The sequence below is a fragment of the Wielerella bovis genome (assembly GCF_022354465.1).
Lineage (GTDB): Bacteria > Pseudomonadota > Gammaproteobacteria > Burkholderiales > Neisseriaceae > Wielerella > Wielerella bovis.
Genome location: NZ_CP092361.1, coordinates 935,008 through 958,959, shown reverse-complemented (window position 1 = coordinate 958,959; position 23,952 = coordinate 935,008). Strand labels below are relative to the sequence as shown.

Annotated in this window: 18 protein-coding genes; 5 read left to right on the top strand and 13 right to left on the bottom strand. The window is 41.9% G+C overall.

The window, feature by feature from the left end:
- Positions 1–42: 42 nt before the first annotated feature.
- The 11 genes from glnA to pilM form a co-directional block, all read right to left on the bottom strand.
- Entirely contained in the window at positions 43–1,461 is a 1,419-nt protein-coding gene (glnA, locus tag MIS45_RS04740; protein ID WP_249449429.1) for a type I glutamate--ammonia ligase, read from the bottom strand.
- Positions 1,462–1,705: 244 nt separating this feature from the next.
- Positions 1,706–2,215: a peptidylprolyl isomerase gene (locus MIS45_RS04735; RefSeq protein WP_249443541.1), complete on the bottom strand. Its 510-nt coding sequence runs from the start codon at positions 2,213–2,215 to the stop codon at positions 1,706–1,708.
- Positions 2,216–2,305: 90 nt separating this feature from the next.
- Positions 2,306–2,875, bottom strand: coding sequence for a peptidylprolyl isomerase (locus tag MIS45_RS04730; protein WP_249451185.1), 570 nt, complete (start codon positions 2,873–2,875; stop codon positions 2,306–2,308).
- 117 nt (positions 2,876–2,992) lie between these two features.
- Entirely contained in the window at positions 2,993–3,412 is a 420-nt protein-coding gene (locus MIS45_RS04725) for a ProQ/FINO family protein (RefSeq protein ID WP_249443540.1), read from the bottom strand.
- A gap of 29 nt (positions 3,413–3,441) precedes the next feature.
- Positions 3,442–4,524 carry a 3-dehydroquinate synthase gene (gene aroB, locus MIS45_RS04720; RefSeq protein WP_249451184.1) on the bottom strand — a complete coding sequence of 361 codons (1,083 nt, stop codon included), beginning with the start codon at positions 4,522–4,524 and terminating at the stop codon, positions 3,442–3,444.
- A gap of 9 nt (positions 4,525–4,533) precedes the next feature.
- A complete protein-coding gene (locus MIS45_RS04715; protein WP_430472158.1) occupies positions 4,534–5,055 on the bottom strand; it encodes a shikimate kinase in 522 nt (173 codons plus the stop codon).
- A gap of 43 nt (positions 5,056–5,098) precedes the next feature.
- A complete protein-coding gene (locus tag MIS45_RS04710) occupies positions 5,099–7,201 on the bottom strand; it encodes a type IV pilus secretin PilQ (protein WP_249451182.1) in 2,103 nt (700 codons plus the stop codon).
- Between the two features lie 37 nt (positions 7,202–7,238).
- Positions 7,239–7,766, bottom strand: a complete 528-nt coding sequence (locus MIS45_RS04705) for a pilus assembly protein PilP (protein WP_249443537.1) — start codon at positions 7,764–7,766, stop codon at positions 7,239–7,241.
- Between the two features lie 25 nt (positions 7,767–7,791).
- Complete coding sequence (locus MIS45_RS04700; RefSeq protein WP_249451181.1) at positions 7,792–8,436, bottom strand: type IV pilus inner membrane component PilO; 645 nt, start codon at positions 8,434–8,436, stop codon at positions 7,792–7,794.
- On the bottom strand, positions 8,433–9,050 hold the full coding sequence (locus tag MIS45_RS04695) for a PilN domain-containing protein (RefSeq protein ID WP_249443535.1): 618 nt from the start codon (positions 9,048–9,050) through the stop codon (positions 8,433–8,435). Before MIS45_RS04695 ends, MIS45_RS04700 begins: the two co-directional genes overlap by 4 nt.
- Before the next feature lies 1 nt (position 9,051).
- Positions 9,052–10,164 (bottom strand): type IV pilus biogenesis protein PilM, encoded by a 1,113-nt coding sequence (pilM, locus tag MIS45_RS04690; RefSeq protein ID WP_249451180.1) that lies wholly within the window; start codon positions 10,162–10,164, stop codon positions 9,052–9,054.
- A 144-nt stretch (positions 10,165–10,308) separates the two neighbouring features.
- Here pilM and MIS45_RS04685 point away from each other — a divergent pair, with 144 nt between their 5' ends.
- The 3 genes from MIS45_RS04685 to MIS45_RS04675 all read left to right on the top strand — a co-directional run bounded on the left by MIS45_RS04685 (position 10,309) and on the right by MIS45_RS04675 (position 16,020).
- Positions 10,309–12,696, top strand: coding sequence for a penicillin-binding protein 1A (locus MIS45_RS04685; protein ID WP_249451179.1), 2,388 nt, complete (start codon positions 10,309–10,311; stop codon positions 12,694–12,696).
- A gap of 380 nt (positions 12,697–13,076) precedes the next feature.
- Complete coding sequence (gene rep / locus MIS45_RS04680) at positions 13,077–15,077, top strand: DNA helicase Rep (RefSeq protein WP_249451178.1); 2,001 nt, start codon at positions 13,077–13,079, stop codon at positions 15,075–15,077.
- Positions 15,078–15,165: 88 nt separating this feature from the next.
- Positions 15,166–16,020 (top strand): mechanosensitive ion channel family protein, encoded by an 855-nt coding sequence (locus tag MIS45_RS04675; protein ID WP_249451177.1) that lies wholly within the window; start codon positions 15,166–15,168, stop codon positions 16,018–16,020.
- 48 nt (positions 16,021–16,068) lie between these two features.
- Here the strand turns inward: MIS45_RS04675 and MIS45_RS04670 are convergent, their stop codons facing one another.
- A complete protein-coding gene (locus tag MIS45_RS04670; RefSeq protein WP_249451176.1) occupies positions 16,069–16,839 on the bottom strand; it encodes a ferredoxin--NADP reductase in 771 nt (256 codons plus the stop codon).
- A 233-nt stretch (positions 16,840–17,072) separates the two neighbouring features.
- On the opposite strand from MIS45_RS04670, the gene purL reads away from it, so the two are divergent.
- Both purL and MIS45_RS04660 read left to right on the top strand, forming a co-directional pair.
- Positions 17,073–20,960: a phosphoribosylformylglycinamidine synthase gene (purL, locus tag MIS45_RS04665; RefSeq protein ID WP_249451175.1), complete on the top strand. Its 3,888-nt coding sequence runs from the start codon at positions 17,073–17,075 to the stop codon at positions 20,958–20,960.
- Positions 20,961–21,410: 450 nt separating this feature from the next.
- Entirely contained in the window at positions 21,411–22,877 is a 1,467-nt protein-coding gene (locus tag MIS45_RS04660) for a DUF6882 domain-containing protein (RefSeq protein WP_249451174.1), read from the top strand.
- 187 nt (positions 22,878–23,064) lie between these two features.
- Here the strand turns inward: MIS45_RS04660 and MIS45_RS04655 are convergent, their stop codons facing one another.
- Positions 23,065–23,754: a substrate-binding periplasmic protein gene (locus tag MIS45_RS04655; RefSeq protein WP_249451173.1), complete on the bottom strand. Its 690-nt coding sequence runs from the start codon at positions 23,752–23,754 to the stop codon at positions 23,065–23,067.
- Between the last annotated feature and the right edge of the window lie 198 nt (positions 23,755–23,952).

Sequence of the window (23,952 nt, the reverse complement as noted above, 5' to 3'; positions counted from 1 at the left end):
TGAAAATAGTTTTCAGGCTGCCTATGGATTTAAATCACTTGATTACAGTGAATAATACATTTCAAATTCAAGTGGATGTGGAGCCATTTGCATACGGCGTACATCCTCGCTTTTGAATGCAATATAGCTATCAATCCAGTCTTGACTGAACACGCCACCGCGCAACAAAAATTCATGATCAGCTTTCAATGCTTGCAAAGCTTCTTCCAAAGAAGCACAAACGGTTGGCACTTGTGCATCTTCCTCAGGCGGCAAATCATACAAGTTTTTCGTTGCAGGGTCGCCAGGATGAATTTTGTTTTGAATGCCGTCCAAACCCGCCATCAACAAGGCAGCAAAACACAAATAAGGATTTGCAGTTGGGTCAGGGAAACGCGCTTCAATACGCATCGCTTTGGTACTACTCACAGCAGGAATGCGAATGGAAGCCGAGCGATTTTTCGCTGAATAAGCCAATTTTACAGGTGCTTCAAAATGCGGCACAAGGCGTTTGTAGGAATTGGTAGAAGGATTGGTAATCGCATTCAAGGCTTTAGCATGTTTGATGATGCCGCCGATGTAATACAACGCCATTTCGCTCAATCCTGCATAGCCATCGCCAGAGAACAGATTTTTGCCATCTTTCCAAATGGATTGATGCACATGCATACCGCTGCCATTGTCGCCCATCAAAGGTTTTGGCATAAAGGTCGCGGTTTTACCAAAATTATGCGCCACATTCCAAATCACATATTTCATGTCTTGTGTCCAGTCAGCACGTTTTACCAAAGTGCTGAATTTAGTACCCAATTCCATTTGAGAACCTGTACCCACTTCGCCATGATGCACTTCCACAGGAATGCCAATTTCTTCCAACACATTCACCATTGCTGAACGCAAATCTTGCCCTTGGTCAACAGGCGCAATTGGCGAATATCCGCCTTTTACCATTGGGCGATGCCCCGTGTTTTGTCCATCATAATGTTTGCCGCTAGACCATGCAGCAGTTTCTGATGTGATTTCAAAACGTGCTTGGTGCATATGCGTTTCAAATTCTATGCCATCAAACACAAAAAATTCTGGTTCGGGTCCAAAAAATGCGGTATCGCCAATGCCTGTTGATTTCAAATAATTTTCGGCGCGGCGTGCGATGGAACGTGGGTCGCGGTCGTAACCTTTGCCATCAGCAGGGTCAATCACATCGCAAGTCAAAACCACGGTAGCATCATCATAAAATGGGTCAATGTATGCGGTTGTTGGGTCAGGACGCAACTGCATATCTGATGCCTGCACGCCTTTCCAGCCACCCATTGATGAGCCATCAAATGGATGTCCATGTTCAAACCATTCTTCTGGGTCTTCTAACACGACGCGTGCTGGAATGGTGAAGTGATGTTGTTTACCTTTGGTATCGGTAAAACGCAAATCAACGAAACGTACTTCGTTGTCTTCAATTAATTGAACGACTTTTTTTACAGACATGAGGAGTTGCTCCTGTGAGAAACATAGAGATGAGAAGTTTATATGGTTTATTGTGCCACACCAGAATATCTCATGACAACATTATTTAACAATTTTTTTACATTGATAGAATTTATCGAAAATTCATCAAATAAAAATATAGTCGGTTAAAACAAGACAAAGTGGCAATAACTGTCCACACTGTATTATTTAAACCGACTATTCTTTTAAAAGAAAGCCATTTTGCCTTTTCAGGCTGCCTTTTTTATACGATTTCTGCTTTTGTAATCACAACCGCATCAACTGGCACATCATCGTGGTAACCATGACTTTTGGTTTGCACGCCTTCAATCGCATCTACAACGTCCGTGCCTTCCACCACTTTGCCAAATACCGCATAACCCCATTCTTGCACCACATTTTTACCGTGCAATTCTTTGGCGCGATGATTCAAAAAGTCATTGTTTGCAGTGTTGATGAAAAATTGAGCACTGGCAGAATGTGGTGCAGAAGTACGCGCCATTGCGATGGTGTATTTTTCATTTTTCAAGCCATTATGTGCTTCGTTTTCAATCGAATCACGCGTTGGTTTTTCACGCATTTCTGCGTCCATACCGCCACCTTGAATCATAAAACCTTTAATCACGCGATGAAAAATCACGCCATCATAAAAGCCATCTTTCACATATTGTTCAAAATTCGCAGCGGTAATCGGTGCTTTTTCGTGATTCAGTTCAATGCCAATCACGCCGAAATTGGTGTGCAATTTAATCATTTTGTGTCCTTTAAGACAGGGTTAAAGATAAAACACAAAATATAGGCAGCCTGAAACAATTTCAAGTTTTCAGGCTGCCTATTTATTCAATTATTTAATGATGCGTACTTTTTTAATCACAACAGGGCGAACAGGCACATCTTGATGTACTATTTTATTAGTGGTTCGAACTTTGGCAATGCGATTAACCACATCCATGCCACTTTCTACTTTACCGAATACGGCATAACCGTATTCTGCCGCATTTTTGCTTTTATGATTCAGAAAATCATTGTCTGCCACATTGATAAAAAATTGGCTAGTCGCAGAATTGGGGGCAGCAGTACGCGCCATTGCAATCGTGCCAATGGTATTTTTCAAACCATTATCCGCTTCGTTATTAATAGCCTTGGCGGTTGGTTTTTCCAGCATATCCACTGTGAAACCGCCACCTTGAATCATAAAACCATCAATCACGCGATGAAAAATCGTGTTATCGTAAAAACCTTTTTGCGCATATTGCACAAAATTAGCAACGGTTTTGGGGGCTTTTTGCTCATCTAAAACCAGTTTAATATCGCCCATATTGGTTTCAATAACGGCATGCGTTTCTGCATAAGCTGACACAGTTGCCATGCCCAAAGCAGTTGCTAACAACATTTTTTGCAGATATTGTTTCATTTTATTTTCCTTAATGTGTTTCAAAGTTGCGATTGTAACAAGGCTTTATGTAAGCAACTGTAAACATAAAGAAAAGGCAGCCTGAAAAAGTATTTATACTTTTCAGGCTGCCTTTTCTTATTCTGCACTTTTCTGTTGTTGATTTTCGCGAGCTTGTTTGGCTTCTGCACGGCGTGCATCTTGCTTTTCAATCGCCTCTTTAATACCTGGTTGCGCTAGCGCATGTGCCTGTTCTTCTGCACTCACTTCACCTTGAAAACGATTATTCAAATTAAATCGTTTACCGCCACGCGCAATCGCTTTGATGTACTTGGGACGGCGACAATGATTAGACAATACTCGATTGATTAATGCGGCATCAAATTGCGGTAAAGCTTCCACCAAATCTTTTTCAATTCCAACCGCCAAGGGTTTGCAGCGGCTGAATACTTCGTATTTACCGTAAATGTATTCCGCAATCATTTCAGTTTGTTTCTTTTTGCTCATGGTTTGCACAGCATTTTTAAGTGCTGCACCCAATGCGGTTTCCTGTGTCATTAGATAGATTCCTTAAAACAAAATAAAAATTATTGAGACAAATAAGCAGCAAGAGTTTTGCGCAAAGGCTGCTCATCTTCAATCGTGGTAATGGTTGCTTGTCCCAATTGTTTAAGCGTGATAAAGCGCATTTTACCACTTTGTACTTTTTTGTCATGACGCATATGCGCCAACCAACGTTCAAATGCAAATTTTGGCGGTGTATCAGGTAAACGAGCCGCACGGAAAATGGCTTTAACACGTTCTGTATCAGCAGGTTTCAGGCTGCCTATTTGTTCCGATAAAATACAAGCTAATACAGAACCTGCTGCAACTGCTTCACCATGTAACCATACGCCATAGCCCATTTCAGTTTCAATCGCATGTCCAAATGTATGTCCCAAATTCAACAAAGCACGCACATCTTGTTCGGTTTCGTCCTGTGCAACAATATCCGCTTTCATCTGGCAACAATGGCGTACTGCCTCTGCTAACAATGTTTTATCACGCTGCATCAAGGCAGGCATATTGTCTTCCAGCCATTGCAAAAATTCAATATCGCCCAATAAGCCATATTTAATTACTTCTGCCATGCCTGCCGATAATTCACGTTCAGGCAGCGTATCCAATGTCGCCAAATCAATCAATACCACTTGTGGCTGATAAAATGCGCCAATCATATTTTTGCCAAGTGGATGATTAATCGCGGTTTTTCCACCAACAGAAGAATCTACTTGACTTAATAAAGTTGTCGGAATTTGTACAAATGGCACACCACGTTGATAGGTTGCCGCCGCAAATCCCGCCATATCGCCAATCACGCCACCACCTAATGCGATGATGGTAGTTTTTCGGTCGGCATGATGACTTAATAAAGCATCATAAATTTGATTGAGTGAATCGTGATTTTTATATTGTTCACCATCAGATAAAATAATGGTAAAAAAATCTATACCATTATTTTTCAACAAATTTTCCAATGCTGGCAAGTGTAAGTTTGCAACTGTTGTGTTACTAACAATGGCGACTTTTTGATTAATATGTGGTTGTAATAATTCAAATTGCTGTAAAAGATTATTACCAATATAAATAGAATATTGATGTGAAGGGGTATCAACCGATAATGTGTACATAGATAACCTTTATGATGCGCGAATCATATTAAGAAGAGTTTGGAGCGTAGTATGGCAGCCTGAAAGTCCTACTTCTACAATGATATGTGCTGTTTGCCGATAAATAGAATCCCGTATTTTGTACAACTCACGGAATTTTGCAAGTGGGTCAGCTACTTGTAATAAAGGACGATTACGGTCATTTTTAACACGTTCATATAAAACTTCAGGCTGCACATGTAAATAAATAACTATGCCATGTTGGCGCAAATATTGCCTGTTTTCTTCACGTAAAACTGCACCACCACCTGTCGCCAAAACAATATTGGGTAATTGGCACAAATCTTGAATGACCACACTCTCTCGCTCACGAAAACCCTGTTCTCCTTCCAATTCAAAAATGGTAGGAATGCTAACGCCCGTTCGTTCACACAGAACTTGGTCGCTATCATAAAAATTAAACTGGATTTGCTGTGCAAGCTGGCGACCCAAAGTTGTTTTGCCAGAACCCATTAATCCGACTAAAAAAAAATTGCCTGTCATGTTTTCCATGACAGGCATTTTAACCTAAATTTGCACAATGTGCAGATTCTTTTTAGTAACGTAATACGCTGGTTTCAGAACCCATAATACGCGGTGTAATGAAGAACAGCAATTCATTGCGTGAACTTTTACGCACTCGCGCTTTAAATAAATTACCAACAACTGGAATATCACCCAGTAAAGGTACTTTACGAATTGAATTAGATGTTGCTTCTTGATAAATACCACCCACAACCAATGTGCCACCATCTTCAATCATTGCTTGTGTTTTCACATAACGTGTTGCAAGACCTGCTTCACCTGTGATTGCGGTATAAGTACCATCAGGTTCATCTTTTTTAATTTCAATATCCAAAATAACTTTGTTATCTGGTGTAATACGAGGTGTTGTTTTCAAGACCAATTCCGCAGCTTTCCATTCGATAGAAGTTTCACCATCTTCCCTTTTTGTATAAGGAATCTGATAACCTTGACGAATTTCCGCTTCTTGACGATCTTGAGTTAATACGCGTGGCGTAGAAATCGTTTTACTGCGATTTTCCGACTCTGATGCCGACAATTCCAAACCCAATGCACCTGACGACACAGCTCGCACAATACCGATAGAACTTGTTGATGCAGAAGAAGGTAATGCAACATTTGGATTTAAAATACTTGATGTAGCCGACCCATAACCAACATTCGCATTATTAATACTATTAGACCAATTTGAGCCTACAGAAGTATGTGCTCCTGAACGCTGATAACCAAATTGAACACCTAAATCACGCGAAAATCCATCAGCAGCTTCAACAATACGAGCTTCAATCATTACTTGACGAGAAGGAACATCCAATTCTTCAATTAATTTATTAAATTTCGTAATTACAGATTGAACATCGGTAACGATCAATGTATTTGTTGCAGGATCAATCAACGCACTACCACGTGAACTAAGGATTGAATTTCTATCAGAAACTGATGCAGAATCACTGATGCGTAAAATTTTTCTAAATTCCTCAACATTTTTATATTTCAACTGAAAACTTTGAGAAATCAGAGGACCCAAATCATCCAATTTTCTTTGAGCTTCAAGTGCTTCTGTATCACGAGCCAACAAATCTGAACGTGGTGCAATATTGATAATATTACCAACTTTACGCATATCCAAATTGCGTGCATCCAAAATCAAATCTAAAGCCTGATCCCAAGGTACATCTTTCAATGACAATGTCATTTTACCTGTTACATTATCACTCGCAACAATATTCATTCCTGACTCTGTTGCTAGAATCTGCAACACAGTACGAACATCAACATTTTGGAAATCTAATGAAACATTCTTTCCTGTAAATTTCTGATCATTCTTCCGACTTAACCCAATAGTAGAAATATTTTTCGTTGGAACAATATGAATTGTTTGGCGTCCATTTCTACCAGAAACTTTATGCTCCCATGTTCCCTGACTTCTGATAATAATCTGCGCATCATTACCAATACGACGAACATTAATAGTACGCACAGGAGTAGAAAAATCAGTTACATCTAAATTGCGTTGATCTTGAACCGACAATGGATAATCTTTTAACAAGATAATCAATCGATCACTTTGCACTCTCATTTGAGGCTGACCCGAATAATTTGATGAATACTCAATTACACCTGATCTATTTGCGCCTTTATGGAAATCAATATTAAATGGCGCTGTTATTCCAGAAGATTGGTAAGATTGTGAATTTTTAGGAGCTGAGTTTACAACAGATTGTGCAGCAGCAATTCCAGCTGTATTAATTGATTCAGCTTCACTCAAATATACCCAAACCTCATTTCCTTTAATTTCAGTACTATATTGTCCTTCTTTACCCAACCCCAACAGTACACGAGCATGCTCACTACCTTGTGCAGCAATAATCTGTTTTAGCAGTTGATCATTAAAAGTTAATTGAGATTGTGAAACTTTAATATCTGTTGCAGGAAAATCCAAAGCAATACGAGCAGGAGCTGATGTAATAAAACCACTAGGTTCAACCACACCACTATCAAACTTGAATTTAATTACACGTTGTTTATTTGGAAGTACCGAAACATTAATATCAGTAATACTTCCCGCATTTGCAGCTTGAAATAATAAACCTAATGCTACTGCTGACATTATTTTGATAGAATTTATTTTCATAACATGAAACCTCTTTAAATATAATACACCGTATTCGTTATTTAGCACCTGAACCTTCAGCTTTAGCATCAGCTTTTCTCAATTCAGTTTCTCGATCTGTCCATCTACCAGATGTATCTTCAACTGTTTCAACAATCTTAATTAAATCTGGTGTAATAGAAACAATTCTACCAAAGTTCTGCCCTAAACGATTACCTATGCGAACTGTATACACATGACCATCTGCACTGATCATTGCAGATAACTTCTCATTAGTTCCTATAGAGCCAACATATTCAAGATTTTCTAAACTGAAATTCTCTAATATTTCTTTAGAACGATTCAAATCTGGAACACTACCATTTGGATAGGCTGCTTTCAGACGTTGAACATCAAATGCATGCGGTCCTGATTCAGGAGGTGCAAAATAAGTAACACGTTCAACAGGAGCTGGTTTTTCTGCTGGCTTAATTTTAGATTTTGCGGCTTTCCGCGTATTAGACATCCAGCTTTGCAAATCTCCATGCTCTTCGGAACACGCAGATAATGCAATAAGCGATGATATCAATAAAAGTTTTACTTTCATTATTGCTTCCTAAGTTTACATGAGATTATTTAGACTTACCTTCCACACCAGCAGCAGAAGCAGCAGAAGCCATTTTCTGCTCATCACTTGCTTCCATTGCCTTATAAGTATTAGCTACTGCTGAAAACATTAATTTACCAACATTTTCTTTATTACTGTTACTAGGAATCTCAAAAGTGATATTTGACAAAGTTACAATTCGTGACATCTGTCCCACATCACGAGCAAATTGCGCAATTTGCTCATAACGACCTACAACAGAAATAGAAAAAGGCAATCTTTCAATTGGCTTTTCTGAAACAGGTGGACGCTGAATAACACTACTCATCGTCAATCCATTTTTAGCAGCAGCCTGATGCAATTCTTGCAATAATGTTGGCACTTCTGCCGTTGTTGGCAACTGCTTCAATAAAACTGCAATAGAAGCTTCCAAATCCACCAACTCTTGCTTCAAATTATCCAGATTAGCAGCTTGAATACTTTTCCTTTCGTATTCTTCTTTTAGCTCAACTTCTTTAGCTACATTAGACTGATAACTCTCCCATTGACCTTGAAAAATCAAAAAATAACCAATCACAACCAAGGCAATAGCTAAACATGCAGCAATAAAAAATTGTATAAATATATTCTGCAAATATAATTTTTTAAAATCAATTTCATTTAAATTCATTTCTCACCTCCCTTATCCTTCGCTGGATCAACTGATTCAGGTACAGATGCAACTTTCTGCTCCACTAAGACAGTTTTCAATGTAAACTGCTGACCATCATCTGTTTTCTTAATATCTACTAACTGAGGAGCTTCAAAAACACCAGTACTAGGCAAAGCCGTCATAAACATTGCAACTTTATTATCACTAATCGCCTTACCGATAATTGTATAATCAGTACTAATTGCAGCCCCATCGCCTCTACTGTTACTTTTAATAGAAGATACATAAGCACCATCAGGAACCAATTGATTTAAAGTATCAATCATACGAGCACCTTCAAATCGCTTATGATCTAACTCTTCCACTTTAAGTTTTCGAGCTAAAAAATTTTGCTTTTGTTTTTGCAACTCTTTAATTTCAGCTAAATCTTTATCCAGCACTTTCAATCCAGCCTGCAAGCTCTCATTACGACTATCTTGCCGACTAATCATACCCTCTAACCCAAGGTAAATCATGCCACACAAAGCCAAACCTGCAGCTGCACCAATTCCCATAATTACCGCAAATCGTTTCTTTTGCTTCTGTTCTTGAATTTCACGATACGGTAATAAATTAATCTTGATTAAATTCATTTTAAACCAACCCTCGTAATGCCAAACCAAATGCGATAGTTAATGATGAAGCATCCTTCTTCAACTGCACATCATCAACCTTCGTTTTATTCGTTGCTAAAGTTACAGGGTTTAATTGCTGTGTCGCAATATTAGTTTGCGAATAAATCATATCAGCAACATTTGAACCCGCAACACAAGCACTTCCACTAATGAAAATATGTTTAATTTCTGAATTATTATCCATATTTTGCGTCGCATAGAAAAACTGCATTGTACGCTGAACTTCTTGAGCAATCTGCATATTGAAGCCATCTGATATCATATCTTTATAATCAGCTGGACGTGGCGCATCTCCATTAATCATAGCTATAGCCTCACCCTCACTTACCTGATAATTCCGCTGAATAAGTTGAATCAGCTGTTCCAAACCAAAATTACTCTCTTGCTTATAAAGAATTTTCCCATCTTCAATAATTAAAGCTTTCAATGCCACATCACCAACATCAAATACAGCAATTCGCTCATGAGCAAACTCTCCACCCTCATTTACATCCGCATAAGCAAAAGCATTGGCAACAGCAAATAAATCAACATCAACATTAGATGCTGATATACCAACATCATCCAGCAAATCTACATATCGATCAACCACTTCCGTTTTAGTAGCAACCATCAGTATTAATTGATCTTTCCCTGAACTAGGCAATTCTTGCCAATCATAGTTCATCTCATCTAAATCACCAACCTGCGCAACTGAAGATTCCACAAACTCCTGCAACGATAATTCACCCTCATCTGAAGAGTAATTCAAACCCTCTTCAATTGTTACCAAGCTTGCTGGCAATGCAACATTGGCTTGCTTACAACTAGTTTTCATTTTTCCATAACACTGTTGTAAAAGAGAGACAAGCTCATCATAATTATTAATTTCATGCCCAGAAATTACATTCTGCGGCAATGGCACAATGGCATATTTATCAAGCTGGACTTGGCTTAATTGGCGCCCAGATAACTGCACCATACGAATATGATGCGGAGTAATATCTACACCAATAACACTTCGCCCAGACGTGGCAACAGTAGATTTATTAGTTTTATTACTTGTATTCTTTTCAGTTTTCTTAAAGCGCATAATTTTAAATCCTTACCTGACGCATAAAACATTTATAATGGCAGCTACTGCACGAAATTAGTTAAACAACAAAACTTTTGCGACATTTTACTTGATTTTAAAATACAAGGGTAAACTTTGTTACAAAAATAATATTGGAAGATTATGATTAAGAATTTTATTGCCACTATATTGGGACTGCTTTTAGGTTTATTTTTATTTGCAGTTGGTTTGGTTGCAGTTGCTATTTTAGTAACTTATCCCAAATTACCTGATTTGATTGAAGTCCAAAATTATCAACCACGCGAACCGCTGACAATTTATTCGGCAGATGGTGTCATTATTGGTACATATGGCGATGAAAAACGCGCTTTTACTCCTATTGATCAATTTCCTGACATTCTGAAAAATGCAGTCATCGCTGCTGAAGACAAACGTTTCCATGAGCATTGGGGAGTTGATGTAATTGGTGTAGGTCGTGCCATTATCAGTAACGCTAAAGGAGGTCATCAACAAGGCGCCAGTACCATTACACAACAAGTTGCGCGCAATTTTTATTTAACCAATGAACGTACTTTAACTCGTAAATTTAACGAGGCTTTATTGGCTTATAAAATTGAAAAAACGTTAACCAAAAATCAAATTTTGGAATTGTATTTTAACCAAATTTATCTTGGTCAACGTGCTTATGGTTTTGCCGCTGCTGCAAGAATTTACTTTAATAAGCCTGTACAAGATTTAACTTTGGCAGAAGCTACGATTTTGGCAGGTTTACCCAAAGCACCTTCTGCTTACAATCCAATTGTAAATCCAAGCCGAGCACGCTTACGCCAAGAATATATTCTTAATAATATGGTTGAATTGGGTATGATTACAGCCGTTCAACGTCAGGAAGCCTTAAATGAAGAATTAATCTATGAACGTTATCGTTTAGCCATTGACCAAAATTCTCTATATGTTGCAGAAATGGCACGCCAAGAATTATTTGAGCGTTATGGTGAAGAAGCTTATACCCGTGGTTTTAACGTTTATACAACGGTTAAGATTGCAGACCAGAGAGCGGCAACTCTTGCTTTGCGCAAAGCCTTATTACGCAATGATAGAAGTAACGTTTATCATGGTGTTGAGCAACAATTAGATTTAGCAGAACTAGCTATGGAAGAACGAGAAGATGCCGCTGAACAATTTCTAGCAAATACCTATACCGTAGATGGCATGGTACCAGCTGTTGTATTAGAAGCTAACAACAAAAAAGGTATTACTGTAGCCATGCAAGGTGGTACAAAAGCTGTCTTAGGCATAAATGATATGGGTGTTGCAAAAAATGCGATTGGCAATAAACGACTGGGTGATAAAGCCATTCAAGTAGGCTCTGTTATTCGAGTACGAAAAGTTCAAAATGGTCGCTGGACAGTAACGCAACAACCTGCATTACAAGGTGCATTGGTTTCACTAGATGTTAATACAGGTGCAGTACGAGCAATGGTAGGGGGTTATGACTTTCATGCAAAAGCATTTAACCGTGCTACGCAAAGTATTCGCCAACCAGGTTCCACTTTTAAACCCTTTGTGTATTCAGCAGCCTTATCCAAAGGCATGACTGCTTCCACTATGGTTAATGACGCCCCTATCACCATTGGGAATTGGTCACCACAAAATGCTGGCGGTAGTTATTCAGGTATGATTACTTTACGTCAAGCATTAACGTATTCTAAAAATACCGTTTCGGTTCGGATTACACAAGCCATGGGATTAAACTATACACGTGATTACATTAAAAAATTTGGTTTCCGTTCTGAACAAATCCCTGAATCTTATGCTTTGTCGTTAGGCGCAGGTTCAGCCACACCTTTGCAAATGGCAGAAGGTTACGCAGCCTTTGCTAATGGTGGTTACAAGGTATCAGCTTATGTGATTGACAAAATTTACGATACCAAAGGTAATCTGCGTGCTGAAATGCAGCCATTAGTTGCAGGTAAAAATGCACCAAGAATTATTGATTCTGGTAATGCATATGTCATGACATCAATGTTGCGTGACGTGGTACAACGAGGTACCGCAACTGCCGCAACTGCTTTGGGGCGTAACGATTTGGCAGGTAAAACAGGTACAACTAACGATTTCAAAGACGCATGGTTTGTGGGTTACAACCCTCAAATTGTTACCGCAGTTTATGTCGGTTACGATACACCACGCAAAATTGGCGACCGTGCATTTGGTGGTACGCTGGCTTTACCAATTTGGGTGGAATATATGCGACACGCACTTAAAGGTACGCCCGTTAAAGGTTTCGCAACCCCACGAGATGTTGTTAAACGAGACAATGGTGAGGTTTATATCAAAGGTCAGCAATATACGGGCGATAACATTCCTATCAATAATGCGACCGATAAACCAGAAGCCGTTCGTAAAACACCTGTTAAAAAAGAAGAGGTTGACCCGATGGAAGCAGAAGAAATTCCATTAAAGCCCATCAACTCACAACCTACACCACAACCACAACGTCCCGCAGTGCGTGATACTAATACAGATGCCACAAATGAATTATTTTAAGGCAGCCTGAAAACCAATCCCCTTTGATTGAAGTATTGCAATCAAAGGGGATTTTCATCACGCTTAACTTGTATAGTCGTAGAGGACAAGGCGACAGAGACCGCCGCATACGAGTAATCGTGTACGAGTAATATAGTGAAGTAAAATAAAAAAGATGCAAGGCGACCACGCTCGCCGTGTACATCTAGTACATAAGGGCGTGGGCAACGAAGCAGATTTCTTATTTTAATTTACTATACATAAGGAAGCTAGCAACGCTGTACTGGTTCAAATTGAATTTACTATATTTTTCAGGCTGCCTTTCATCTAATAATTGTTGCTATAATCTTACATCAACCACAAAAGGCAGCCTGAAAACCATTTTAAGCAAACAATCCAATATGAAACTCAATCCCCAACAACAAGAAGCTGTAGAATATCTCGGCGGCGCACTATTTGTACTTGCAGGCGCAGGCAGCGGCAAAACACGCGTCATTACCGAAAAAATCGCCTACATGATTACCCAAGCCAACTACAAAGCCCATCACATCGCCGCCATCACGTTTACCAACAAAGCCGCCAAAGAAATGCAAGAACGCATCGCCCATCGTTTAGGCAAAGAACAAACGCGCGGCTTAACCGTTTCCACGTTTCACTCATTAGGCATGCGTATTTTGCGCGAAGAAGCCCCCCATATCGGTTACAAACGCAATTTCTCCATTTTAGACAGCTCCGACAGCGGCAAAATCATCAGCGAATTACTCGGCAGTTCTGGACGCGAACCCGTCTTCAAAGCCCAACACCAAATTTCTCTGTGGAAAAACGATTTAAAAACACCCGAAGCAGTTTTTCAGGCTGCCTCCGATGACTGGGAAACACAAATCGCACAAATTTACGCATCGTATCAAGCCACTTTGGAACATTATCAAGCCGTTGATTTTGATGATTTAATCCGTTTGCCTACGCTATTATTGCAACAAAATACCGAAGTACGCCTAAAATGGCAAAAGCGGCTGCGTTATTTGCTGGTGGACGAATGCCAAGACACCAACGCCTGTCAATACGCCTTGATGCGCTTACTCACAGGTTTGGAAGGCATGTTTACCGCAGTCGGCGATGATGACCAATCCATTTACGCATGGCGCGGCGCAAATATGGAAAATTTACGCCGTTTGCAAGACGATTATCCGCAACTGAAAATCATCAAATTGGAACAAAATTATCGTTCTACCGCACGCATTTTGCGCGTGGCAAACCAAGTGATTGCCAACAATCCCAAATTGTTTCCCAAAACCTTATGGTCGCAACTGGGTGAAGGCGAGATGGTGCGCGTGGTGGCGTGTAAAAACGAAACACACGAAGCCGAATATGTGGTCGGACAAATCGCGCGAAATAAAATGATTTATGGCGCAAATTACGCCGATTTTGCCATTTTGTATCGCGGCAATCATCAAGCCAAATTATTTGAAGATGCCTTGCGCTCGGCACGGATTCCGTATCAAATTTCAGGCGGACAAAGTTTTTACGACAAAGCCGAAATCAAAGACGTATTGGCGTATATGCGTTTGCTGGCAAATCCCAACGATGACCCCGCGTTTTTACGCGCCGCCACCACGCCCAAACGCGGTATCGGCGACACCACTTTGGGCAAATTGAACGATTATGCCAAATTACACGAATGCAGTTTGTACCAAGCCGCAGGCAGCCTGAAAGCTTTGGCGGAATTGCCGACCAAAAGTCGCGAAAGTGTGCAGCAATTTATGGCATTATTGGGCGATTATCAAACGCGTGCGCAAAGCGATGATGCAGGCACGGTCATTCAAGATTTATTGCAAGATATCCAATACGAAGCGCATCTTTCAGGCAGCCTTGATGAAAACAGCAAAATGGCAGAAGCACGTTGGCGCAATGTGCAAGATTTATGTGCATGGTTGGCACGCAAAGGCGAAGATGGCGAAAAAAATTTGGTGGAATTGAGCCAAACCATCGCGCTGATGACCTTGTTGGAAGGCAAAGATGGCGAAGAAATAGATGCGGTCAAATTATCCACTTTACACGCATCCAAAGGCTTGGAATATCCATTTGTGTATTTGGTTGGCTGCGAAGAAGGCTTGTTTCCACACGCTGATAGTTTGGAAAATGAAGCTTTGGAAGAAGAACGCCGCTTGATGTATGTCGGCATTACCCGCGCCAAACAGCAATTAACCATGACGCATTGCATCAAACGCAAACGTCAAGGTGTGTGGCAATTTCCCGAACCAAGTCGTTTTTTTGATGAAATGGCAGGCAATGATGTGGAAATTTTGGGGCGCAAAGGCGGTGCGCCGATTGTGTCCAAAGCGGAAGGACGGGAACGATTGGGTAATATGTTGGATATGTTGAAAGGCAAATCAGGGCAATAATTTTCAGGCTGCCTGAAACCAACAAACATAGAATAAATTCAAATATTTATACTACTTTTAAACAAAAAATCAAAAAGTTAAATGAAAAATGGATGCTTTCATCAAATCTCTACACACCCTGCTTTCTAAAATTCCACTTTCAAATGAATGGATTTATTCTTTGATATGGATTCCTTTGGTATGGGCTGCACGACATATGTGGTTGCGACTCTATTTCCAAAGTCATCCAACTTGGGAAGTGGAACGCAAACGCCGCGCCTTAGTCATGAGTCGCAATGTTGCATTGATTATCGGCTTACTTGGGCTGTTTATGGTTTGGGCGACACAAATCCAAACCTTTGCTTTGTCTATGGTGGCATTGGCAGCGGCAACCGTTATTGCAACCAAAGAATTGATTATGTGTCTTTCAGGCAGCCTATTGCGTTTTGTTACACGCCAATATTCGGTTGGTGATTACATTGAAATTGGACAAATTCGCGGACGCGTGGTGGACATCAATTTGTTTAACACGCTGATGATGCAAATTGGACCCAACGCCCATGTGGGACATTTATCGGGACGCTCCGTATCATTTCCCAACAGCTTACTATTGAGCCTTGCCGTTCAGCGCGACAATATTTTGGGCGATTATGTGGTGCATACGTTTGATATTCCTGTGCCAATTCATTTGGATTCAGACGCGATTATTCCACGCTTGCAAACCGTATTAGATAAACATTGCTCGCCCTATACGCAAGAAATCGCCGCTTATTTTGAAGCCGTGAAAGTGCAACAATTTTTCATTACACCTGCCGCCCGAACACGCATTAGCCGCGTGCCACATGATGATAAAGTGTACTGTTTGGTAGTGCGATTTGCTTCGCCCATCAGTCAGCGATTGGATATTCAGCAAGCAGTATTAGATGAATTTATTCGTGTGCAATATCAGTTACTTAATAAATAATAAAGGCAGCCTGAAAAATGTTTTTCAGGCTGCCTTTCAATTCATTATCTAAAACCCATTTTCCAAAATAATCTGCCCTGCTAATTTATTCCTGTGCATGGCAAACCCTTGTTCCAACAATGTTTTAAAAGTATCTTGCACCATTTCTGGATTGCCACAAATCATAAAACGACTGTGTTCACGACTAAACTCCAAACCCAATGCTTGTGCCAAACTACCATTTTTCAAACTTTCAGGCAGCCTGAAATGCAAAGTTTCGGCATCATTTTCGCGCGTAGTAATCGGTACAAAACGCAATTTTTCAATGTATTCGCCCACCAAAGGATGTTCAGATAATTTTGCAATAAAATCATTAAAAATCAAATCACTCCGATAAGAAACACTATGCACTAATGCCAAAGTATCAAAACGTTGCCAAATTTCAGGCTGCTGTAACATAGACAAAAATGGTGCAATCCCTGAACCTGTGGACAACATAATCAAATCGCGTCCATCGGGAAAACGTTGTGGCATGAAAAAACCTTGCGCAGTTTTATCCAACAATACCGTACTACCCGCTTGAATCTGTGCAAAATAACGCGACATTGCCCCATCTTCAATCAAAATCACAAAAAATTCTAACTCCTCCGCGTATTCCGCAGAAGTAATCGAATACGCGCGCCAAATATAGCCCTCGCCTTCACGAAAACCTAAACGCGAAAATTGCCCCGCAGCAAAACGATAATTCTCGGGGCGTGTGATGGCAAAAGTTAGATGTTTCGGACTATGTTGTTTGACCCATACAATTTTTTCTTCGGTAAATTTTTGTTCGTTTATCATATTTTTTTCAGGCTGCATAATGATGAATATTAAATTATAACAAGCCTAGGCAGCCTGAATGGAGAAAAAAACCATGAACATGATGTGGAAATGGTAAAGAATATTTCTCCTATTTCCTATTTTCAGGCTGCCTTAAATATTTATTCATATTAAAAAAACACAAATTTCGCGTATAATTCCCACCTTAAAATTTTCGTTTTTTAACCCTCATACATTAACGAGTCATATCTACCATGTCTGTCATTACTGCTTTGCGTGGCGCATCGGCGCTGTCGCCTTTCCGTGTGGAAAAATTGTTGCAAAAAGCCCAAAATTTGGGGCTGCCTGAAAGCCAATTTTCCAGTGAATTTTGGTATTTTGTGTCATCACCAGCCGCTTTGAGCGATGAAACTGTGCAAAAATTGCAGGCTTTGCTGGCAGCTGAACACGTCCAAACACCTGAAACATCGGGTCATTTTTTCCTGATTACACCGCGCATCGGCACGATTTCCCCATGGGCGAGCAAAGCCACCGACATCGCACAAAATTGCGGCATTTCGGGTGTTGAACGCATTGAACGCGGCATGGCGGTAACGCTTTCAGGCAGCTTGAATGATGAACAACGCCAACAATGGGCAAGCTTATTGCACGACCGCATGACCGAATCTGTGTTGCCCGATTTTCAGGCAGCCGCCAAATTGTTCATTGAACACGAAAATCAAACTTTTGAAACCGTTGATATTTTGGGTGGTGGCAAAGCAGCTTTGGAACAAGCCAATAAAACCATGGGCTTGGCATTGTCGACCGATGAAATTGATTACCTTGTTGAAAATTATCAACAATTGCAACGCAATCCGTCTGACGTTGAATTGATGATGTTTGCGCAAGCCAATTCCGAGCATTGTCGCCACAAAATTTTCAATGCCGATTTCATTTTGAATGGCGAAAAACAAGACAAATCCCTGTTCCGCATGATACGCGACACGCATGAAAAATCGCCCAATGGCACAGTTGTGGCATACAAAGACAATTCGTCCGTGATTGAAGGTGCGAAGATTGCGCGTTTCTATCCCGATGCGGATAAATCTCAAAGCTATGATTTCCATGATGAAAATACACACATCATTATGAAAGTGGAAACCCACAACCACCCCACAGCCATTGCTCCATTTGCAGGTGCGGCAACGGGTGCGGGTGGCGAAATCCGCGATGAAGGTGCGACAGGTCGCGGTTCACGCCCCAAAGCTGGTTTGACGGGCTTCACGGTTTCCAATCTGAATATCCCCGATTTCAAACAACCATGGGAACAGGCTTACGGCAAACCCGAACACATTGCCTCGCCTTTGGACATCATGATTGATGGGCCTTTGGGTGGCGCAGCGTTCAACAACGAATTTGGTCGCCCGAATTTGTTGGGCTATTTCCGCACGTTTGAAGAAAAGCAGGGCGATACCGTACGCGGCTACCACAAGCCGATTATGATTGCAGGTGGCTTGGGCAACATCAATGCCGAGCAAACCCACAAGCAGCAAATCCCCGAAGGTGCATTGTTAATCCAATTGGGCGGCAAGGGCATGTTGATTGGTTTAGGTGGTGGTGCGGCATCGTCTATGGACACAGGCAGCAACAGCGCGGATTTGGACTTCAATTCCGTACAGCGTGGCAACCCTGAAATTGAACGCCGCGCCCAAGAAGTAATTGACCGTTGCTGGCAACTTGGTGCGGACAAAAATCCGATTATTTCCATTCACGATGTGGGTGCGGGTGGTTTGTCCAATGCTTTCCCTGAATTGGTTAATGACGCAGGTCGTGGCGCGAAATTTGCTTTGCGCGATGTGCCTTTGGAAGAACATGGCTTGAATCCTTTGCAAATTTGGTGCAATGAATCGCAAGAGCGTTATGTGTTGTCCATCCTGCCTGAAAATTTGGATTTGTTTAAGCAAATTTGCGAACGCGAACGCTGTCCATTTGCTGTGGTGGGTACGGCAACCGATGATGGTCATTTGCAAGTACGCGACGATTTGTTCAACAACAATCCCGTTGATTTGCCATTGAATGTCTTGCTCGGCAAACCACCGAAAACCACGCGCACAGACGAAACATTCAGCCAGCCTGTCAAAGCATTCCACGCAGAAAAATACGATGTGCGTGAAAGTGCGTATCGCGTGTTGCGTTTGCCAGCCGTTGCCGCCAAAAATTTCCTGATTACCATCGGCGACCGCAGCGTGGGCGGCATGACCCACCGCGACCAAATGGTGGGGCGTTACCAAGTGCCAGTTGCCGATTGCGCCGTAACCATGATGGGTTTCCAAACACATCAAGGCGAGGCGATGAGCATGGGCGAAAAACCCGCTTTGGCATTGGCAGACGCGCCTGCATCGGGTCGCATGTGTATTGGCGAGGCAATTACCAACATCGCCGCCGTGAACATTGGCGACATTGGCAACATCAAACTGTCCGCCAACTGGATGGCTGCTTGTGGCGTGAAAGGCGAAGACGAAAAATTGTATCGCACAGTTGAGTCGGTTTCGCAAATGTGTCAAGCACTGGGTGTGAGCATTCCTGTGGGCAAAGACAGTTTGTCCATGAAAACTGTGTGGCAGGAAAATGACGAAAACAAAGCCGTTGTGTCGCCTTTGAGCCTGATTATTTCTGCATTCGCGCCTGTGCAAGATGTACGCAAAACCGTTACCCCCGATTTGAAACCAGTTGAAAACAGCGTTTTGGTGCTGATTGATTTGGGCTTGGGCAAATCGCGTATGGGTGGTTCGGCATTCGCGCAGGTGTACAATGAATTGGGTGGCGAAGTTCCCGATATTGATTCAGGCAGCCTGAAAAAATTCTACGATTTGATGCAGCAACTCATCAACGAAAACAAATTGTTGGCATACCACGACCGTTCAGACGGTGGTTTGTTTGCCACTTTGGCGGAAATGGCGTTTGCAGGACGTTGTGGTTTTGCCATTGATTTGGAAGAAGATTTTGCAATGGAACGCTTGGTCAATAATTTGACTGACGCGCACATTTTGTTCAATGAAGAATTGGGCGCAGTGGTGCAAATCCGCAAAGAAGATTTGCAATACATTCAAGCACTTTTTGAAAACAACGATTTTGGCGAAACCCTGTATCAATTGGGTAATGTGCTGCCTGAAAGTGGCGAAATGGCATTTGGTGCACACAGTTTCAATTTGGTGGAAATGCAAAAAGTATGGCAAGAAACCTCTTACCAAATCCAAAAATTGCGCGACAACCCTGCGTGTGCCGACAGCGAATTTGCCTTGATTGGCGATGAAAAAGCGCGTTTGTTTGCCGATTTGCCGTTTGATGTGAAAGAAGACATTGCCGCGCCGTACATTTCAGGCAGCCTGAAACCGAAAATCGCCATTTTGCGTGAACAAGGTGTAAATGGTCATTTGGAAATGGCAGCAGCGTTCCACAGAGCAGGTTTCCATGCGATTGACGTGCACATGTCCGATTTGATGGCAGGTCGCGTGAATTTGGCAGACATGCAAATGTTGGCAGCGTGTGGCGGTTTCAGTTATGGCGACGTGTTGGGCGCGGGCGAAGGTTGGGCGAAATCCATTTTGTTCCACCCGAAATTGCGCGATGAATTTGCCGCGTTTTTTGCCAATCCAAACACACTGACTTTGGGCGTATGCAATGGCTGTCAAATGGTCAGCAATTTGGCGGAAATCATTCCCAATTCAGAAGGTTGGGCGAAATTCCGTCGCAATGAATCCGAGCAATTTGAAGCGCGTTTGAGCATGGTTAAAGTTGCCAATTCGCCTTCTGTGATTTTGCGTGAAATGCAAGGTGCGATGTTGCCTGTGGTGGTGAGTCATGGCGAAGGTCGTGCGGATTTTGCGCATTTGGGTGGCGAAATTTCAGGCAGCCTGAACATTGCTTTGCAATATGTGGACGGATTAGGCGAAGTAACACAAACTTATCCGTTGAATCCAAATGGTTCGCCAAATGGTATTGCGGGCATTACCACCACAGACGGTCGCGTTACCATCATGATGCCACATCCAGAGCGCGTGTTCCGCACAGCGCAAATGTCGTGGTCGCCTGATGAATGGCGCGATAGCGAGTTGAGTGGGTGGTATCGTTTGTTTGCGGGGGCGCGTAAGGCATTGGGTTAATTTGTGAAATAGAATAAGGCAGCCTGAATATTCAAGATTGAAACCTTTGCAAAACGACTACGGAAACTTTTCACGCCGTCATTCCCGCGTAGGCGCACTATTGTCCAAAATAAAACTGAAAAATTTTCAGTAACTTGCTCCCTCCCCTGCTTGCGGGGGAGGGTTGGGGCGGGGGAAAACCCGAAGAACCACCCTCTCCCTAGCCCTCTTCCGCCAGACGGGAGAGGGGATAGGCTGCTGAATATCCAAAAGTTGCAATGCTGAAATTGATTTTGGACAGTAGTGCACGTAGGCGGGAATCCAAAGTTGCATGACACAAACTTTTGTTTCTTAAAGTTAACAATGGATTCCCGCCTATGCGGGAATGACGACAGTTTCTCTATTTCAGACAGCCTGAAAGGTTTTGCAAAGGTTTCAGATTGTTCATCAATTCAGCATTAAAGGTTCACCATGACACACCAAGCCGAAATAGCGCAACTTTATATCGAATACGCCCTTGCCGCGTTTGCCAAACAGCATGTTTTATCGTATTTCAACGGCAAATACCTGTTGCCGATTACCAAACAGCCTCCTGCACAAATGGATTGGCAAACAGGCAACCTGAAATTCGACAACGGTTTTACCACACAAGCACAATGCATGGGGCGTTTTGACGACCAAGGTATGTGGCATTGGGCATGGGCAGACGAGACTTTGCCAGAAAGCTTGCGCCAAGATGCGCTTGCACTCAAAGCCTACGGCGAACAGCATCATATAAACTGTTTCAGGCAGCCTGAATTGCCCATAACATGGCAGCAACGCGAACAACTTGCCGCCATTGCGACAGTATTATGTGGTGCGGATGCGTATCATATTGAACAGAAAAGAAAACTGCCTGAATCGGGCAATCGTGTGTTTACTTTGCGCCAACCTGAATTGGCAGCAATCGGGCAGGACAACAGCCGCGGTTTTCACAGCCACATCATTGCCGAATTTGCCTATTATCATCAATATGTTGCCGATAAACGTGCGCCGTATCGGCAAGCCGTTGCCGCTTATCTGACACAACAGGGGTACGACGTGCAGCAAGATGGCAGCAATTTGTCTGCACGGCGCGGTGATGATGTGCTGCATTATGTGTTTCATGAAAACGGTCGGGCGCACAACTGCTGGGATTTTGACAAGCAGAAAAACGGGGCGCCCGTATTGTCCGATGTGTGCGAAGTGCTGCCGCAAATGCAACTTTATCCTGATATTCAAGATGTTTTCCAAGCACAGCAGGCTTCTTGGGTGGGCAAACATTTGCTGCCCTGTTTTACGCTGGATTTGGCGGTATTGCGCCCCGATTGGGCAGGCAGAAAAATCCACATGCTGCTGCCCTGCGAACCCGAGGAAGGCTACATCGGCGAAGCCACCGAAGTCGCACACAACGAATTTTGCGGCACCAATTGGCTGGCATTGCGTTTGGATGAACAAAACCGCTGTGAATTTTTGGCTAGCGAAGCGTATTTTCAGGCTGCCTGCGAACCTGATAATGATTCATTACAGGAACACATTGCCGCCCAACACGATACATTCCAATCCTACCGCGCCGAGCGCGAAGCAAATGGCAAAGACGATGAAACCGTACTCATCAACCGCTTGGGTGGCAAAATCCAAGAAGGCAATTGGACATTTGACCCGCCACTGCCCACCGCATTTGCGTGCGACACCAATGCCGAGTATTACCGTTACGAAAACAGCCGCCAAAACGGCATCAAATTGTTGCAACAGCAAATTGACGGCACCGATGCCGTGCGCATCAGTTATCAGGGAAAACCGTTTTATTTTATTTGTTCCAGCTCAGGTTGGGCATGGGCAGAATACGGTGCAGATGATATGCTATTGTTTTATGAACCAGAAAGCCGAACTGTTTTAATGACATTTGACTACACTTGATATTTTTGAGTTAATGGCTTTTATAGTGGATTCAATTTAAATCAGGACAAGGCGACAGCGACCGCCGTGTACACATAGTACATAAGGGAGCTGACAACGCTGTACTGGTTTAAATTGAATTCACTATATTTACCAAAACCGCCCACATCATCACAATGTGGGCGGTTATTTTAATCATATACAATTATTATTTAGCAGCATCAGCAGATGGTGCGCCATCATCGCTACCTAACCATTTATTATAAATTTTGTCATAAGTACCATCAGCACGAATTTGTTTCATACCATCATTCAAAATATTCAACAAATCTGTATTACCTTTTTTCACAGCAATACCGATTAAATCAGCTTTACCATCTTCATCAGGCAATGCACTAACAGAACTTTCATTTTTATATTGATTGTGGAAATATAAAATCACACCTTTATCTGCCACAAACGCATCTTGCTCACCAGACAATACAGGTTTCACACCTGCCCAAGCAGAATCATAAGCCGAATGTTTTAAATTATATTTATTCAGCAAATCTTGTTGCAATGTATCCGTTTGTACAGCAACATTTTTATTCGCCAAATCTTTCCAAGTGCTTACCTTATTACCACTTTTTTGTAAAACATAGCTACCAGATTCAAAATGTGGCGTAACAAAATCATATTTTTGTTGTCGTTCAGGTGTAATTGAGATATTAGAAGTAATAATATCTACCGAGTCAGAATCCAAACTAGCAAACATTTCATTCCAACTTTTTGGAATAAATGTTAAATTGAATCCTTTTTTCTCTGCAATGGCTTCTAACAAATCATATTCAAAACCAGATACTTGACCATTTCCATCACGTGTAACAAACGGAGGATTAGAACTTTCCGTTGCCACCATGTACGTTTTACCCTCACGTTTCGCAGGTGCAGAAGTAGTTTGCGTTTGAGTTTGCTCTTCAGCTTTCGGTGCAGGCGTAGTTTCTTGCCCCCCCCCCGCAAGCAGCCAATAAAATACTTAAGCTTAAAATACTTAATGATTTCTTCATATGTGTTTCCTCATTGATTATTGAAGGGTGTGAAAAAAAGTAAAACTATT